The organism is Ruegeria sp. D4 (assembly GCF_056534475.1).
In genome coordinates this window covers 38405-55076 of the sequence record NZ_JBQFPJ010000015.1, presented here as the reverse complement: position 1 = coordinate 55076, position 16672 = coordinate 38405, and the positions used below count along the sequence as shown (strand labels likewise).

Genomic DNA, 16672 nt, shown 5'->3' with positions numbered 1-16672 from the left:
CGGTTTTGGTCGCTCAGCAACCTCGAAAGTTCAGTATGAAGTTCCGGCGTCGCGGCGGAAGTTACTCCGCCGTCTGAAGCCAGTATCGGCGCTTGGCCGTTCCCTTCTGTTGTTACGTTACCGGTACCACAAGGTCTTAACCTTCCGGTATCGTCGCTTTTATGCTTTGACACGTTCCATTTTCGGATCGTACAGCGGCTGCAAAGTGACTTCGCAGGGAACGCGTTGGGTAGCGACCTCCAGCTCGTACCTGCCGGATGTTACAAATCCCGGGTCGACCCCCTCGGGGTTGCGGACATAGCCGTAACCGATGGATTTGCCCACGGTGAAGCCATGGCCACCCGAGGTCAGCCAGCCGACGCGCTTGCCGTCGCGATAGATCGTCTCGCGGCCCAGCAGAATAACATCCGGGTCGACGGTGAAACAGGCCAGCATCTTTTTGACGCCTTCGGCCCTTTGTTTTTCCGACGCAGACCGGCCTTTGAAGTCGACGTTCTTGCGCAGCTTCACCGCCCAGCCCAGCCCGCTTTCGAATGGCGTGTGGTCAGGGCCGATTTCCGCACCCCAGGCGCGATACCCTTTTTCGAGCCGCAGCGATTCAATCGCCCGATAGCCTGCGTTCACCAGACCGTGCGGCTGGCCCGCAGCCATCAGGGCGGAATAAACCGTCTGGGCATATTCCACCGGCAGGTGCAGTTCCCAGCCAAGCTCGCCTACATAGGTCACGCGCAGTGCCTTGACCGGGCACCCGGCGATGCCGATTGTGCGGATCGTGCCGAACTTGAAGCGGTCGTTCGAAACGTCATCGCGCGTGACCTTCGCCAGAATATCGCGCGCTTTCGGGCCCATCAGCGACAGCACGGCATTGGATGAGGTGATATCAAAAAGCTGACAGTTGAGACCTTCGGGGATATTGCGGCTGATCCAGTCGAAATCATGGGTGGCAAAGCCGGTGCCGGTGACGATGTAAAACTCATCATGCGCGACGCGGCCCACGGTCAGGTCGCACTCGATCCCGCCCTTGTCGTTCAACATCTGCGTATAGGTCAGCGCGCCCACGGGCTTGTCCACGTCATTGGCGCAGATCCAGTTCATAGCGACCAGCGCATCCGGACCCTTAAGGGCGAATTTGGCGAAAGAGGTCTGGTCGAACAGCACTGCCGCCTCGCGCGCGGCTTTGTGTTCGCGGCCCACGGCACTGAACCAGTTCTGACGGCCGAAGCTGTACTCATCTTTGGCTGTTTCACCCAGCGAGGCATCGGCGTACCAGTTCGGGCGTTCCCAGCCCAGTTTCTCACCAAAGCACGCGCCCTGATCTTTTAGCGTTTCATAGAGCGGAGATTTGCGGCAGGGCCGCCCCGAGTCGTGTTCTTCATGCGGCCAGCCCATCGTGTAGTGCTTGCCGTATGCCTCGACCGTGCGGGTGCGCACCCAGTCGGTGTCGAAATGCGGGCGGCCAAAGCGGCGGATGTCGGCGGACCACAAATCGAAAGGCGGCTCGCCCTTGTGGACCCATTCGGCCAGCGCCATGCCCGCCCCACCACCAGCTGCGATGCCGAAGGCGTTGAAACCCGCACCGACGAAGAAGTTGCGCAACTCTGGCGCTTCACCGATGATGAAATTGCCGTCGGGCGTGAAGCTTTCAGGCCCGTTGGTCAGCGTTTTGACACCCGCATTCTCCAAAGCGGGAACACGGCCAAGGGCCAGCTCCATCAGTTGTTCGAAATGATCGAAGTTGCTGTCGAGCAGCGTGTAGTGGAAGCCCTGCGGGATGCCTTTGGTTGCCCAGGGGATCGGGTTTGGCTCGTACCCTCCCATGACCAGCCCGCCGACCTCTTCCTTGTAGTATGTCAGTCGGTCCGGGTCGCGCAGGGTCGGCAGGTTGGAAGGCACGTCAAAGGGTTCCGTCACCATATATTGATGCTCCATCGGCACCAGGGGCACGTTGACGCCAAAACGTCCCGAAAATGTACGGGTCCACTGACCGGCACAGCAGATCACCTTTTCGCATTCGATCCGGCCATGTTCGGTGATCACCGCGCGGATCTTGCCATCTTCGAATTCGATATCGGTGACCTTGGTGTCCTCGAATATCTTCGCTCCGGCCATGCGTGCGCCCTTGGCCAGCGCCTGAGTGATGTCTGACGGGTTCGCCTGACCATCCGTCGGCAGATACGCCGCGCCGATCACGTCAGAGACGTCCATCAGCGGCCACAGGTCCTGCGCTTCGGAAGGAGTCAAAAGCTGCATGTCCAGACCGAAGGAATGCGCCGTTGTGGCCTGGCGTTTAACCTCGGTCCAACGTTCTTCGTTACAGGCCAGCCGCAGGCCACCGTTCATCTTCCAACCGGTGCCGAGCCCGGTTTCCTCTTCGATCTTGTTGTACAGATCGACCGAGTAGCCCAGCAACTGCGTGATATTGGCGTTCGATCGAAGCTGGCCCACCAATCCCGCCGCGTGAAATGTCGTACCCGAGGTCAGTTTCTTGCGCTCCAGCAGTACCGTATCTGTCCAGCCCAGCTTGGCCAGGTGATACGCGGTCGAGCAGCCGATGATCCCGCCGCCGATGATGACGGCTTTGGCTGTTTTCGGAAGGTCGGTCATGTCTGTCCTCAGGTGTTTTTGAAGTCTGTCAGAGCCGCGCGGAACCGCGCGAGGTTTTCGGCTGTGTAAGCTGCGTAGTCGAAGTCGATATCCGAAGTGATTTCGGACACCATGCTCCACATCGTTTCGCGCAGCAGCGAGGCGCATTTCATGGCCGTGTAGCGATGGCGCAGATCGCCAGTGACGGGGGTTTCAAAATATGTCTCCAGCACCCAGTCTTCCTTTTCGGGCGAAAGGCCGTTGTTCGAAGCCAGCCCGCCCAAGTCAAAGAGCGGCGAGTTAAACCCGGCATAGTCGAAATCGATCAACCAGAGGCGGGCACCGTCGTCCAGAAAGTTGCCGCAGAGCAGATCGTTGTGGCCAAAAACCATGTCATATGGTCCCGCCTCGGCTTCGAGGCCATCACTGATTTCCACCAGATCAGGGAGCAAAGCCGAATGGGTGCTTCCTCGTTCCTTGAGTGTAGCGGCGTAGTCGCGGATGACGTGGAAGACCCAGAACACCAGCGACGGGCCGCGCAGATGCTTGGGGACCTCGATATGGCAGGCTTTCACCAGGTCCAGAACGCGCGGCAGCGTGTCGGGGTGGCGAATGTCCTCTTCGGACAAGGTGCGGCTTTCGACGAACTCCAATACCGTCAGATCGCCCGAGGCGTGAACCACGGCAGGCGAAAGCCCAGCCGCATGGGCCGCCCTGTTGGCCGCCAGTTCATTGAAGCGCATCACCTGATGCAGGGGGATATCGTCTCCGACACGCACCACGTAGGAACCGCTGTCGTCGGTGATCTTGTAGTTTATGTTGGTGATGCCGCCGGTCAGAGGCGTTGCCTCAATATTTCCTTGCCAGATCGGCAGATCGCGGATGCGGGTCATCAGATCGGAATGGCTCATGTTAGCTCTCCAGTCCAAAGCGGATACGGGCCTGCCGGGCACCTGCATTGATCAGCCTGTCCGCAATGATGGCGATGAAGGCAATCGACAGACCAGCCACCAGACCCCGACCGGTGTCGGCCTTGGTCAGTGCGATATAGACCTCTTGCCCCAGATCGCGGGTACCGACGAGCGCGGTGATGACCAGCATCGACAGGGCCAGCATGATCGTCTGGTTGATGCCCAGCAGAATTTCGGGCAGGGCCATCGGCAGGCGGATATGGCGCAGCAGTTGCGTGCGGGTACAGCCAGAAACCAGCCCGGCCTCGATCAGGTCTTCGCTGACCGAACGCACCCCGTGCGCGGCATAGCGCACCGCTGGGGCCAATGCGTAAAGCACGATGGCGATTAGTGCGGTGAAGTCGCCGACCCGAAACAGCATGACCACCGGGATCAGATAGACAAAGCTGGGCAGAGTTTGCAGCGTGTCGATCAGCAGATTGATCACCGTTCCGGCGCGTTTGTTCAGGGCCGCCAGCACGCCCAGAGGCACTCCGATCAGGGTTGCCAGAATGACCGATGCCCCGCAGAGGTAAACCGTCACCATTGCCTTCGACCACAGGCCCGAGACAAGGATCAGCGAGGCCATACCGCCGCACAGCAGCGCCAATCGCCAGCCGCCAGCGTGCCAGCCCAGCAACGTCAGCATGGCAATTGCCCAGGGCCATGGGATGCCCAGCAGAACCGTCTTGATCGGGATCATGAACCAGGTCAGGAAAAAGACCTTGATCGCCTCGAACGTGTCGAAATAGTTGACGTTCAGGTATTCGACAGTGTTGTCCCAGAAGGCACCCGTGGTGATCGTCTGGCTTTCGGGATATTCCAGCAGCAGGGGTGAAAACTGGCCCAGAACCCATGTAACGACCAGCAGGATCAGCACGAGAACTGTCCGCCGATGGCGGGCGACCCACGAGCCCGGCGCCTCATGATGCACCTGCCCCATCCGTTCGGCAAAAGCCTGGCTCAGCCGGTCCACCGCGATGGCCAAAACAACGATGGCGATGCCAGCTTCGAACCCTGCGCCTATGTCCAGACGGCGCAGCGCGGCGAGGACGTCGAACCCCAGCCCTCCGGCCCCGATCATCGAGGCGATGATGACCATGTTCAGCGTCAGCATGATCACCTGATTGACGCCCACCATCAGGCTGTGACTGGCCGAGGGCACCAGAACGCGCCACATCAGTTGCCGCTGTGTCGTGCCTGCCATGCGGCCAAAGTCCTGAATCTCGGGGTCAACGGCTTTCAGTGCCAGCGTCGTGATCCGAACCATCGGAGGCGTGGCGTAGATGATCGTCGCGACCAGAGCCGAGATCGGGCCAAAGCCGAACATGAACAGGATCGGCACCAGATAGGCGAAGATCGGGATTGTCTGCATCAGATCCAGAATGGGCGAGATGATGCGTTCGAAGGTCGGGTTGCGATAGGCGATGATGCCGGTCAGCAACCCTCCGCCCGCGCCGATCGGAACTGCAATCAGAACCGAAGCCAATGTGACCATTGCGCTGTCCCATTGGCCAAAGACCGCAAGGTAGATGAAACAGCTACCAACCAACGCGGCCAGTGCCCAGTCGCGGCAATACTGGCCCAACGCGATCACTGCGGTGATCACCACGATCCAGCTGATGGCGGGCAGAATGACCTGAGCGTCATTGCCCAAACCGCTGACGAACCCATTGGCAAGCAGCGCCAGAACAAAGTTGTAAGGCTGTTCAATCAGCCAGGCGATGGCACGTGTGATATCGGTGAACGAAACCGGCCCGATGGCCGCGTCCTCGATCAGCCAAGTCATGGCAGAGGAAATGTAGGTTTTGAACGGGATCACCCATGCCGAAGGAAATTTCGTCAACCAGCGGGCATCCATCACCTTGCCCAGATCGCGTCCGAACCAACCCAGCAGGATCGTTACCAGAACAAGCGTCAGGATGACAATCTGGCTTCGGTTCAGGCGGATCATGCCGCATCTCCGCCGCCGAACAGCACACGCGCCACGGCCTTGCGATCTATCGCGCCAACAATCTGGCCGTTTTCATCCGAAATCGGGATTGGGGTGTCCGATGCAATGATCCGTTCTGCCACGTCTGACACACGGGTTGATTGCGGTATGGGATCGCCATCGCCACTGGCCCCCGCGATCATGACGCCGCCGACGGTCAGCACTTTTGAGCGGGGAATATGGCGGGTGAATTCGGCCACGTAGTCGGTGGCGGGATGCATCACCAGCTCTTCCGGGGTGGCGATCTGGATCACTTGGCCATCTTTCATGATGGCGATGCGGTCGGCCAGGCGGACGGCTTCTTCGAAATCGTGCGTGATAAAGACGATGGTCTTGTGCAGACGTTCCTGCAAGCGCAGGAATTCGTCCTGCATCTCGCGCCGGATCAACGGATCCAGGGCCGAGAAGGGCTCGTCCAGAAACCACAGGTCGGGTTCCGTCACCAGCGAGCGGGCGATTCCGACGCGCTGTTGCTGTCCGCCAGAAAGTTCGCGCGGGTAGTAATCCTCGCGTCCTTTCAGACCCACCAGTTCCACCACATCGCGCGCCTTGGCCTCTGCCTCGGCTTTTGGTTTAGCCTGAATGGTCAATGGGAACATGACGTTTTGCAGAACGGTCAGATGCGGCAACAGGGCAAAGTGCTGGAATACCATGCCCATCTTGTGGCGGCGGATTTCTATCAGCTCTTTCTCGTTGGCGCGCAGCAGATCGGTGTCATCGAACAGAACTTCTCCGCCCGTTGGTTCGATCAGCCTTGACAGGCAACGCACCAAAGTCGACTTGCCCGATCCGGACAGACCCATGATGACGAAAATCTCTCCCTCGGTGATTTCGATATTGGCGTTGCGCACCGCCCCGATGACGCCTGCGTTGCGAATCTCATCCGCCGATGGGTTCGGGTTTTGCCGCAGCAGCGATTCCGCATTTGGACCGTACAGTTTCCATACATTACGGCAGGACAGTTTTGTCTTGGGGGTCATCTGGTGTGTCCAGTCAGAGAATGGAAAAGGCCGGAACGGGTGGGGAGAGGGAGCTTGCCCGTTCCGGCAAAAGGCAGATTACTTGGAGATCCAGCCGGACCAGCGGTCCTTGTTGGCGCCCATCCAATCCGCAACAACCGTATCGATTTCCACGCCTTCCAGATCGGCCTTTCCGACCATCGCGCTCATTTCATCGTTGTTGATATTGTAGGCCTCGATGATGTCATAAGCCCCGGGCCATTTTTCCTGCAAACCGGACCAGGCCGCTTTCCAGATCGGACCGCGCGGCTTGCCGCAGTCGTAGGCTAGGTTCGGGTTCACACCGACCGACGGATCGCTGTAGCATTCGGCCGAGAAAGGCGGGAACTCCACGAACTCGCCGTCATATTTCGCGGGCGCCCAATGGGGTACGTAAACCCACAGCATGATCGGGTCTTCCCGCTGATAGGCGGATTCCAGTTCTGCAAACAAGGCCGCATCGGTTCCAGCATGGACAACTTCAAACTCAAGCTCCAGCGCCTCGACACGCTCTTCGTCAAATCCGCCCCAGGTTACAGGGCCGCCAACGTAGCGCCCGTTTGGTGAAGTCTCGGCCGTTGCGAATTCTTCGGCACAGTCTTTCAGCGCTTCCCAGTTGGGCAGACCCGGGCAGCGGTCTTTCATGTAGGACGGATACCACCATTCCTCGATCGCCATCAGGCCGGTTTCGCCGACATTGACGACATTGCCGGTGGCGGTCGCCTCGTCCAGAGCCTCGCGTCCGGTGGTTTCCCAGATTTCCATCGCCAGATGCAGGTCGCCCGTCTTCAGGCCTGCGAATTGTGCGATGTAGTCCGCCTGAACGTATTCGACGTTGTATCCCGCCTCTTGCAGGATCGAGCCCATGATCTTGGTGTTGATTAGCTGACCGGACCAGTCGTGCAGTGTCAGTTTTATCGGGTCGGTCGACTCTGCGGCCCATGCCGCCGAGGTCACGCCGGCAGCTACCAAGGCAAGTGCACAGAGTCCCAGATTGCGTTTCATCATACCATCTCCCTGTCGTGGTTTTTTCTGGTGAATCGGTGGTATTCTCTCTAGACGACCATATCGTGGGGTTTTGTGTCAATAAAAACCACGTAAAGCCACATAAATACTCAAATCACGCCGCTCAAACCGTTGATTTTTCGTGTAGCGTTGCTTTCTGTGGGTGTTGTGATATGCCTGAATGCCACCTCAAGATCGATATCCAATGCCCGAGAACATGAACCTAAAGACGACCAATCAACGCGAAGAAGAGATCCTGCGAGAGCTGTTTCAAGCCGGCGGATCGTGCCGGGTAAGCTTTCTGGCCAATCAACTGGGCGTCACGTTGGAAACCATCAGACGCAATGTTCGCAATCTGGAAGAGCGCAGTATCGTGCGAAAGGTCCATGGCGGTGTTCATCTGGTCGAAGACATCCTGGAACCAACGCTGGAAAGCCGTCTGGACAAAAAGGTCGACGCCAAGGAAAAACTGGCCAAGGCCGTTGCGAAGATCATCAGCGATGGGGATTCCGTGTTTCTTGATATCGGATCGACCACAGCCTATGTCGCAAGGGCTCTCAGGGATCATAAGGGTCTGTTTATCGTCACCAATTCCGTTTTCGTCGCCAATGAACTGGCCTCAAGAAACAACAACAGGGTTTTCATGGCCGGTGGCGAGTTGCGCCCCCACGATGGCGGCGCGTTTGGTGTGGAGGCTCAGGACCTGATCAAGCGGCTGAACGTCAGGTTTGCGGTACTGTCGGCAGGTGCGGTCAACGCGGATCTGGGCTTTATGCTGCACGATCTGCAAGAGGCCAACCTGGCCCGTATTGCGATTGACCGGGCACAAGTTCGCGTGGTGGTGGCAGATGGAGAGAAACTGGGCAAACGCGCACCGGTCACTTTGGAAGCATCAGGCAAAATCGATCTGTTCTTCACAGACACCCAGCCGTCACAGGAGATTCGTTCAATGCTCGCGCTGAACGAAATTGATCTTGTCGTTCCCGATTAAGCTTGTGCCCGTGACGCAGCCCTATTTGGCTTCCTTCAGGCCCTCGATCTGCAGATCGAAGCCGGCCTGAATATGCGCGGTGAATGTCTCGAGCGCTTCGGTTGCATCGCCCGTTGCGATGGCATCGACAAGCGTCAGATGGTCCCCCAGCGATTTCGAAATATCCACGTTTTCAATCGCGGAAAACAGGTGAAAGGCCATTGCCTTGCCCCAGATCATGTCGAACATATCCAGCAGGAATTTGTTGCCCGCTTCAATCATGAAGGCACGGTGAATCCGCCGGTTTGCAATGAAGTAGTCCCGGGTCGAGCCGTTGATCAAATCCTCTTCGCGGCGAATCAATTCTCGTAGCCGGTCCAGTACTTCGGGTTCCGCGTGAACCGCCAGAATGCGCGCTGCTTGCCCTTCGATGGCTGCACGCGCCTGATACAACTGCCTGACTTCGGCCTGATCCATGCGCGCCAGACGGAAGCCGCCGCTGGCGGCAACTTCCAATACCCCTTCGGTTTCCAGCCGCATTAATGCTTCACGGACCGGTGTACGGCTGATATTCAGTTCGGTCGCCAGCTTTTCTTGCACCAGCCGGTCTTCTGCTGAAATCTCGCGGCTCATGATGGCCTCGACCAGCTGATCGTAAACCTCGTCAGCCAGTCTTCTGCGTTGAGTTTTAATTTCTTTCAGAGCCACTCGGAGCCTCTCTTTCCGCATTTTGTGAATTCTGTATTCAAAAAAGCAACCGGTGCCAAGGCGATTGGGCTTGCTATTGTTCGTGTACTGTATACAGTATACAGACGCGAATGAACAGGGAGCTCTTCATGTGTGGAATCGCTGGAAGGATTCTGGCCGCGCCCGGTAAGGTCGGGGCGGACCTGGTAGACCTGATGGACGCGCAGGAACATCGCGGCGCGGACAGCACCGGGTTTGCAATCTATGGACCGCCACGGGAAGCCGGATACGTTCTGCGGGGCATGGGGTTCAAAAAATCCCGGCAAAGTTCGGATCTGGATGCGTTTGAGGCGGTATTGAAAGAACACGGCTCGGGGTTCCTATCCGACCCAAAAATTCTGACGGATGAAAATCAGCACTATTGCTTTCGGATGGAAATCTCGGACCCTGCGGATTTGCAGGCTTGGGTCCTTGATGCGGATGAATTGACCGACCGTATCGAAATTCAGTCCTGCGGACGCAGCCTCGAGATCATCAAGGATATCGGCGGAGCAGAGGCCGTGTCCGAGAAACACGGTGTGCGCGACATGGTCGGGACCCATGGTCTGGGGCATGCGCGGCTGGCCACCGAAAGTTCGGTTCTGCCGAACGCTTCGCACCCGTTCTGGGCACGGCCTTTCTCGGATGTGGCGATTGTCCACAACGGGCAGATCACGGACTATTTCACGTGGCGCGACAGGCTGACCCGGATGGGCTATCGCTTTCTGACCGAAAATGACAGCGAACTGATTGCGGTCTGGGTCAGTGACCAGATGAAGGCAGGCCTGACGATGGAGCAGGCGCTGAAGAAGTCGATCACCTCGATCGACGGGGTTTTCACATATATGATCGCAACGCCGAACGGGATTGGCTTTGCCAAGGATCGCTTCGCCATGAAGCCGCTGGTCGTCGTCAACCGCAACGGCGATCTTGCCGCCGCGACCGAGGAGCAGGCGGTGCGTCGGGTGATGACCGAGGAATGCGACGTGATCAATTACGACGGCCCGTCGCTGACAGGTATCTGGGGTGTCGGAAACCGGAGCCTGGCGGCATGAGCGAGGTAGCAAGGCAGATGGATGAGATCGTCATCGAAGTCGGGAAACGGCATATTCGCGAAGTGAATCAGGACATCATGGCAGCGTGTGCCACAGGGCGTCCCATCCGGGTGGTCGATACGTTGTCGCGGCATAATCTGGGTGTAGGTTTGCCGGACAATGTGGACATCACGTTCGAAGGGTCCGTTGGCTATTACTGCGGTGGATTGAACACCGGAGCAAACATCACGATCGAACGCAACTGCGGCTGGGCCGTGGGCGAGGGAATGGCCAAGGGCCACATAACCGTTGGCGGCTATGCGGGCATGTCCTGTGGGGCCGCAATGATTGGCGGCACGATCCATGTCAAAGGGGACGCCGGGCCCCGCGTCGGCGTTGCCATGAAGGGCGGAAATATCGTGGTCGAAGGCAAAATCGGGTATCAATCCGGTTTCATGGCGCATTCCGGGCGGATCATTGCCTTGGGCGGAGCGGGCGAGTCCTGTGCCGATGCCCTGTGGCAAGGAGAGGTTTGGGTGGCGGGCGAGGTCGATAGCCTTGGCGTCGATGTCGATGTACTTGAACCGACGGCCGAGGAAGTCGCCGAGGTCGACGCCATTCTTGACCCGCTCGGGCTTGTCGACAGTTCACGGAACTGGAGAAAAATGGTGTCCGGTCAACGTCTTTGGTATTTTGAAAGCAGGGATGCAAGCGCATGGCTCATGATCTGAGTAAACCCTATGATTATCCGTTCGAGGTCGCCTCAGAGGAAGAAATCCGGTTCCGCGACGCAGGCGCGATCGAGGGTCGCCCGGCAGGCGTGCCGTCCTCGTATGATGAAGGCGGATCGACCCGTTGGACACCCGAAGCGATTTCCGAGGTTCACGCGCTGGCGCAGCTGGGGCGCTATCAGGTTCGCGGTTACAACACGTTCAACAAGCGGATGCCGACCTTTGATGATCTGACATTCGTCCCGGCGACCATGACCCGTCTGCCGTTGGAAGGGTATCGTGAGAGCTGCGACACCACGACAGTTCTGGGCGGTGGGCGCGGCCTGGTCGAACGCCCGCTGGAACTCAAGATTCCGATCTACATTGCATCCATGTCGTTCGGCGCGCTGTCGGCGTCAGCCAAGGCATCGCTGGGCTATGGGGCCTCGAAAGTGGGCACCATGACCTGCACGGGCGAAGGCGGCATGCTGGAGGAGGAGCGCGAAGCCTCCCAACGCCTTCTCTACCAGATGTCGCCCGCCCGCTATGGTGTGGATCTGGATCACCTGCGCCGCGCGGATGCGCTGGAAATCGTCGTGGGGCAGGGGGCCAAGCCCGGAACCGGCGGCCTGCTGCTGGGCATGAAGGTCAGCCCGCGGGTCAGCCAGATGCGGACACTGCCCGAAGGGGTGGATCAGCGTTCGACCATCCGCCACCCGGATTTCCTCGGAGCTGACGATTTGGCGGTGAAGATCGAGGAATTGCGGATCGCGACCAATTATCAGGTGCCGATTTTCATCAAAATGGGCGCGACCCGTCCCAGGTTCGACGTGGCGGTTGCGGCCAAGGCAGGCGCCGATGTCGTGGTTGTTGACGGGGCAGAGGGCGGTACCGGGGCATCCCCCGAATTGCTGCTGAATCACACCGGCATTCCGACCATGAGCGCCATTCGCGCCGCACGCGAGGCTCTGGACGATTGTGGTATGACCGGCAAGGTCTCACTTGTGGCAGCCGGGGGTATCCGCTCGGGAGTGGATGCAGCCAAGTGTCTGGCATTGGGTGCCGATGCGGTGATGATTGGCAACGCAGCGATGGTCGCGCTTGGGTGCAACAGCCCCAGGTATCTCGACGACTACACCGCTTTGGGGACATCGCCCGGTGCATGCCATCATTGCCATACAGGCCGGTGTCCGGTCGGCGTCGCAACGCAGGACCCTGAACTTGAGGCGCGCATGAACCCCCATGCCGGTGCGGAACGTATCGCCCGGTACCTGACGGCCATGACGATGGAGATCACGGCGCTGGCCAAGGCTTGCGGCAAGTCCTCGGTCCACAATCTGGAAACCGAAGACCTGCGCGCACTCAGCTTTCAGGCGTCGGCCTTCACCGGGGTCAAGATGGCGGGCATAGACCGGGCTTTCGACTGGTGAGGATCGCCCTGCTTGAGATGACCAGCCACCCGCTGCCGCTGCTGGAGGGTTTGCCGCGAACCGCGCAGCAGATCCGCGAGTGGATCGAACCGCATTTGCCGGAAGCAGAGTTCTTTGTGGCGAATGTCGTGGATGGTGTCGCTCTTCCTGCGTTGTCCGATTTTGAAGGGGTCATAGTCGGAGGTTCCGAGTTCGGCGTTTACGACGACACGGAGTGGATGCAGCCCCTGCGCTTGTTCCTGCAAGACTGTCGGGACCAGAGCAAACCTGTCTTCGGAATTTGCTTCGGCCATCAGATCATGGCCGATGTCTATGGCGGAAAGGCGGAAAAGGCGGTGATCGGCAACATTGTTGGCTGTCGCGCCTTTGACTACGGAGGCGGCAATCCCGACGCTTATGTCTGGCATCAGGATCAGGTGACCAAGGTGCCTCCGACGGCTCGGGTTACGGGTTCGGCTGATCACTGTCCTGTCGGGGCGCTCGATTACGAGTTTCCTGCCCGGTCGGTTCAGTTTCATCCCGAATACACGGCGGAACATTTGCGCGACCTGTTCATTCGGGGTCGCGACATCATTGTGACGCCAGAGGATGCGGATGCCGGCCTGGCAGCGCTCAGGACAGCGAATGTTCCGGGCGATCTGGCCGCGTCGCAGGCTGCAGCCTTGTTTCGGGGAACATATCGGACTCAGCAGCGCGAATAGCCGCCAGCACCATTTGATCCTGATCAATTCTCCCGTGAGCTTGTCATGTATACTGAATACAAGGCAGGGCAAAGGAGGTGTCAGATGTCCGGTTACTCAGATTTCTTTCAGTCCATTGCGCGGATCGTTGGCGCGCCCCGCACGGAACATGTGGATGATCGCGAGTTGTCAGATCTGGGGCTTTCCCGCGCGGATTTGGCGATGCTGCGCTCGGGTGCGCCACAGGCACGCGAGCGCATACTGGCGATGGCTCGGCAGTTCGGGTTGACGGAAGATGACCTGAACGCGCACACCAACCTTGGCCTGGAGCTTGCCGAAAAGTGCGGTCATTGCCTGCAGGCGGAAACATGCCGCGACGCCATTCGGGCCGGAGCCCGGCTGCCGCAGGAAAAATGTCCCAATGCTGGCTTGTACCGCGCCTTGTCCGAAGTTTAGCGGCCGCTTGGGCTTTCTTTTGGGCTGAGTTTTCTGCGTCCGGCGACCCTGAACCGGTCAGCCGTGCCAAAATCTTTCATGCCGACACCTGCAGCGAATTCAGCAAACACAGGAGCATGCTTGAACAGATGCCCTGAGCATCCCCCGGCAAATAACACGTTGTCATGTTCCGGGTGCCAGTCAACGATGAAGTGAGTGTCCGGTGTCAGTATGATCTGGTTGAACTTCGAATCCACGACACGCTCGCCTTCCAGCCCAGGCAAACGGTGGCGAATATAGCTGCGTGTGCGACCCAGTGTCTCCTGACGGATCAGGCGTTCGTCGTTGTCCAGGTCGATCTTGTCGGGGATCACAACAGCCGCCTTCACACCAGACCCCTCGGACGAGGGCAGGCCAAATGACCCCTGACCATGATCGATCCAGCAGGGCATTTGGCTCATATCGAAATCCTCGGACCCATCTGGCGTCGAGGTGTACAGGACATTGACGCCAACCACCGTTGATATCGGCTTGATTGTTTTGGGGAACATGTCCGCCATCCAGGGGCCGGTCGCAATGACGATCAGATCAGCCTCAAGCGGTTTGCCGTCCAGCATCGGGCGCTCAGAGCCGTCCGTGGTGACACGTCCCCGCTGCACGATTCCCCCAGCGCGCCGAAACAGATCCAGTCCGGTCAACACGCAGCGATGGGCCATCAGCATTCCGGCTTCTGGCTCGAACAGTGCATATTCGATATCGGACACCCGAAACTGAGGGAACCGCGATTCGATCTCCTGCTGATCGAACTTGTAGTAAGGCACGCCAACCTTGTCGAAAGTCTGCGCGGTTGCGTCTTCCCAGTCACAATGGCCGCCGGTGGCCAGAATCAGGGCACCACATTCATACATCAGGTTCTGTCCGCTTTCGGCCTGCAGCTCGAGCCAGCGCAGGCGGCTTTCGCGCGCCCATCGGGTATAAAACTCATCCCGTCCCGATATGGCGCGGATCACCCGGTTGTAATCCGTTGAAGATGCACGGGAATGACCGGGTTCCCACCTATCGATCAAAGTCACCGCCTCGCCCATTCGTTGCAGTGTGAGCGCCGTCATGACGCCGACGATGCCGCCCCCGACAACGATGACCGAGCTTTTGGACATGACGTAGATTTTCCTTGTTTCTGGATTGTCTTTGTGAATACTGTATACAGAATACAGCATTTATAAAGTTAAAAAACAGGGAGAGCGCATCAATGAGTTCGGGGTTTGATCTGCCCGAGGGCACGCATACCGTCATTCTTGGCGTCGGCGATCTGAACGGCATCATGCGGGGCAAGCGCATTCCGGCCAGCCATTGGGATCATGTGTGCAACAGCGGCAATGCGCTCTCGATTGCTTTGATGGCAATCGATATGACCTGCGATGTCTGGGACACGCCCTATGTCAATTTCGACAACGGCTATCCCGACATGCATGTTTTCCCGATGACCAAACCGGTTGCTGTTCCGTGGGAGCCGGGCGTGGCGGTCTGCTTTGGCCGCGCCGAAGGTATGGACCACAAGCCGGTGCCCATCGATCCGCGCCAGGCTCTGGTGCGTCAGGTCGAGCGCGCGCGCGACATGGGGTTCGAGGTCAATGTCGGCACCGAACTGGAATTCTATCTGCTGGACCCTGAAACCGGGCAGCCGCGTGACAGCGGAATTCAGGTCTATGGATTAGGTCGGGCGGCAAGAATGGAGCATATCGTTGGGCCCATTCGTCAGCAGATCAATGAATGCGGCATTCCGATCGAACAATCGAACCCGGAATATGCCGCCGGCCAGATCGAAGTGAACATTCGGTATGGCGAAGCGCTGGCTGCTGCAGATCGCGTTGTTCTTTTCAAGTCGCTAATCCGCCAGTTGGGCATCGCCCACGGGTATCTGGCCACCTTCATGCCCAAGCCGTTCTTTGACCAGTCCGGCAACGGCTTTCACACACACTATTCGCTGTGGAAGGACGGAAAGAACGTTTTTGCCGAAAATGGCAAGATCAACGACACAGGTAAGGCTTTCATCGCCGGGCTGCAGAAGCGGATGTGCGAAAGTGCGATTTGCGGTAGTGGAACAGTCAATGGTTACCGTCGCCGCCAGCCGTATACCTTCTGTCCGATCAACGCGAGCTGGGGATACGACAACCGCACTGTCGGTATCCGCATTATCGAAGGATCCGACAGCGCCGTGCGTGTCGAAAAACGCGATGCCGGTGCGGATGCCAATCCCTATCTTCTGCTCGCTGCCGAAATCGCCGCAGGTCTGGATGGGATCGAGCAGGGGCTGACCCCAACCGACCCCACAACCGGCAACGCATACGAGGATGGCATAGGTGATCCCATTCCGACCGATCTGCCAACCGCCATCGAACTGGCACGTGGGTCCGAGTGGCTGCGCGACGCAATGGGCGAGATGCTGTGGGAGTTGGTCTTGCAGCAGGCCGAACGCGAGCTGGAGTTTTTCAACCAACAGGTCACTCAGGTCGAGCTTGACCGCTATCTGAGGACATTCTGATGCACCTCGGCAAGGTTGCGGGAACGGTTACGGCAACGGCAAAGGACGCCAGATTGGTCGGTCTGAAACTGCTGGTGACAGACCTGATCGACAGCGACGGCAATCTGATCGATCCGGCGCGCGTCGCAGCGGATACATGCGGCGCAGGCGTGGGTGACACGGTGCTGATCGCGACAGGCTCAGCCGCACGAATGGCGGCGGGGTTGTCCACCGCTCCGGTGGATCTGGCGATTATCGCGGTGGTCGATCGCGTTTCAACGAGCTGAAACACAACACACAAATCAATAGCCTTCGGAGGATAGGAAAAATGGCGAAACCAGTGGCAGGGCAGATGGCCTTGGGCATGATCGAAACCCGCGGTCTTGTTGGGGCGATCGAAGCAGCGGACGCAATGGTCAAGGCGGCCAGCGTGGCGATTGTCGGCCAGACCAAAGCTGGCGGCGGTCTGGTGACAACCCTTGTGCGCGGCGAAGTCGGCGCCGTCAAAGCCGCAACAGATGCGGGCGCAACTGCAGCCAACAAAGTTGGTGAAGTGGTGTCGGTCCACGTGATCGCGCGCCCGCATGATGAGCTTGAAGCCATTATCGACGGGCTCGGAGCCGGATCTTCGGCCTGA

16 protein-coding genes are annotated in these 16672 nt (G+C 58.7%); 9 read left to right on the top strand and 7 right to left on the bottom strand.

From position 1 onward, the window contains the following. Window positions 1–159 precede the first annotated feature (159 nt). The 5 genes from ACR0MI_RS17955 to ACR0MI_RS17935 all read right to left on the bottom strand — a co-directional run bounded on the left by ACR0MI_RS17955 (window position 160) and on the right by ACR0MI_RS17935 (window position 7529). A complete protein-coding gene (locus ACR0MI_RS17955) occupies window positions 160–2604 on the bottom strand; it encodes an FAD-dependent oxidoreductase (protein ID WP_170611702.1) in 2445 nt (814 codons plus the stop codon). Between the two features lie 8 nt (window positions 2605–2612). Beyond that, window positions 2613–3494, bottom strand: a complete 882-nt coding sequence (locus ACR0MI_RS17950) for a phosphotransferase (protein WP_480441515.1) — start codon at window positions 3492–3494, stop codon at window positions 2613–2615. Between the two features lies 1 nt (window position 3495). Further along, the gene (locus ACR0MI_RS17945) at window positions 3496–5487 is read right to left on the bottom strand and encodes an ABC transporter permease subunit (RefSeq protein ID WP_170619626.1); all 1992 of its coding nucleotides are present in this window, start codon (window positions 5485–5487) and stop codon (window positions 3496–3498) included. Then, a complete protein-coding gene (locus ACR0MI_RS17940; protein WP_170611706.1) occupies window positions 5484–6506 on the bottom strand; it encodes a betaine/proline/choline family ABC transporter ATP-binding protein in 1023 nt (340 codons plus the stop codon). The genes ACR0MI_RS17945 and ACR0MI_RS17940 overlap by 4 nt, the downstream gene beginning before the upstream one ends. 78 nt (window positions 6507–6584) lie before the next feature. Then, window positions 6585–7529, bottom strand: a complete 945-nt coding sequence (locus ACR0MI_RS17935; RefSeq protein ID WP_170611708.1) for an ABC transporter substrate-binding protein — start codon at window positions 7527–7529, stop codon at window positions 6585–6587. Window positions 7530–7710: 181 nt separating this feature from the next. On the opposite strand from ACR0MI_RS17935, the gene ACR0MI_RS17930 reads away from it, so the two are divergent. Next, the gene (locus ACR0MI_RS17930) at window positions 7711–8520 is read left to right on the top strand and encodes a DeoR/GlpR family DNA-binding transcription regulator (RefSeq protein WP_480536255.1); all 810 of its coding nucleotides are present in this window, start codon (window positions 7711–7713) and stop codon (window positions 8518–8520) included. A gap of 21 nt (window positions 8521–8541) precedes the next feature. Here the strand turns inward: ACR0MI_RS17930 and ACR0MI_RS17925 are convergent, their stop codons facing one another. Further along, window positions 8542–9207: a GntR family transcriptional regulator gene (locus ACR0MI_RS17925; protein WP_170611710.1), complete on the bottom strand. Its 666-nt coding sequence runs from the start codon at window positions 9205–9207 to the stop codon at window positions 8542–8544. A gap of 128 nt (window positions 9208–9335) precedes the next feature. Here ACR0MI_RS17925 and ACR0MI_RS17920 point away from each other — a divergent pair, with 128 nt between their 5' ends. From ACR0MI_RS17920 to ACR0MI_RS17900, 5 genes are all read left to right on the top strand, one after another. Next, a complete protein-coding gene (locus tag ACR0MI_RS17920) occupies window positions 9336–10280 on the top strand; it encodes a class II glutamine amidotransferase domain-containing protein (RefSeq protein WP_170611712.1) in 945 nt (314 codons plus the stop codon). Further along, window positions 10277–10990: a GltB/FmdC/FwdC-like GXGXG domain-containing protein gene (locus tag ACR0MI_RS17915; RefSeq protein ID WP_170611714.1), complete on the top strand. Its 714-nt coding sequence runs from the start codon at window positions 10277–10279 to the stop codon at window positions 10988–10990. Before ACR0MI_RS17920 ends, ACR0MI_RS17915 begins: the two co-directional genes overlap by 4 nt. Continuing rightward, complete coding sequence (locus ACR0MI_RS17910) at window positions 10975–12399, top strand: FMN-binding glutamate synthase family protein (protein WP_170817095.1); 1425 nt, start codon at window positions 10975–10977, stop codon at window positions 12397–12399. The genes ACR0MI_RS17915 and ACR0MI_RS17910 overlap by 16 nt, the downstream gene beginning before the upstream one ends. After that, window positions 12396–13100 (top strand): type 1 glutamine amidotransferase, encoded by a 705-nt coding sequence (locus ACR0MI_RS17905; RefSeq protein WP_170619625.1) that lies wholly within the window; start codon window positions 12396–12398, stop codon window positions 13098–13100. Before ACR0MI_RS17910 ends, ACR0MI_RS17905 begins: the two co-directional genes overlap by 4 nt. 84 nt (window positions 13101–13184) lie before the next feature. Then, the gene (locus ACR0MI_RS17900) at window positions 13185–13535 is read left to right on the top strand and encodes a hypothetical protein (RefSeq protein ID WP_170611719.1); all 351 of its coding nucleotides are present in this window, start codon (window positions 13185–13187) and stop codon (window positions 13533–13535) included. Here ACR0MI_RS17900 and ACR0MI_RS17895 read toward each other — a convergent pair. Next, window positions 13532–14671, bottom strand: a complete 1140-nt coding sequence (locus tag ACR0MI_RS17895) for an FAD-dependent oxidoreductase (protein WP_170611721.1) — start codon at window positions 14669–14671, stop codon at window positions 13532–13534. The two genes, ACR0MI_RS17900 and ACR0MI_RS17895, sit on opposite strands and share 4 nt — an antisense overlap. Before the next feature lie 92 nt (window positions 14672–14763). Here ACR0MI_RS17895 and ACR0MI_RS17890 point away from each other — a divergent pair, with 92 nt between their 5' ends. From ACR0MI_RS17890 to ACR0MI_RS17880, 3 genes are read left to right on the top strand one after another with little or no spacing between them, the layout of a single operon-like run. Further along, on the top strand, window positions 14764–16056 hold the full coding sequence (locus tag ACR0MI_RS17890; protein ID WP_170611723.1) for a glutamine synthetase family protein: 1293 nt from the start codon (window positions 14764–14766) through the stop codon (window positions 16054–16056). After that, the gene (locus ACR0MI_RS17885) at window positions 16056–16322 is read left to right on the top strand and encodes a EutN/CcmL family microcompartment protein (protein WP_170611725.1); all 267 of its coding nucleotides are present in this window, start codon (window positions 16056–16058) and stop codon (window positions 16320–16322) included. Before ACR0MI_RS17890 ends, ACR0MI_RS17885 begins: the two co-directional genes overlap by 1 nt. Window positions 16323–16363: 41 nt before the next feature. Further along, the gene (locus tag ACR0MI_RS17880; protein ID WP_117869464.1) at window positions 16364–16672 is read left to right on the top strand and encodes a BMC domain-containing protein; all 309 of its coding nucleotides are present in this window, start codon (window positions 16364–16366) and stop codon (window positions 16670–16672) included.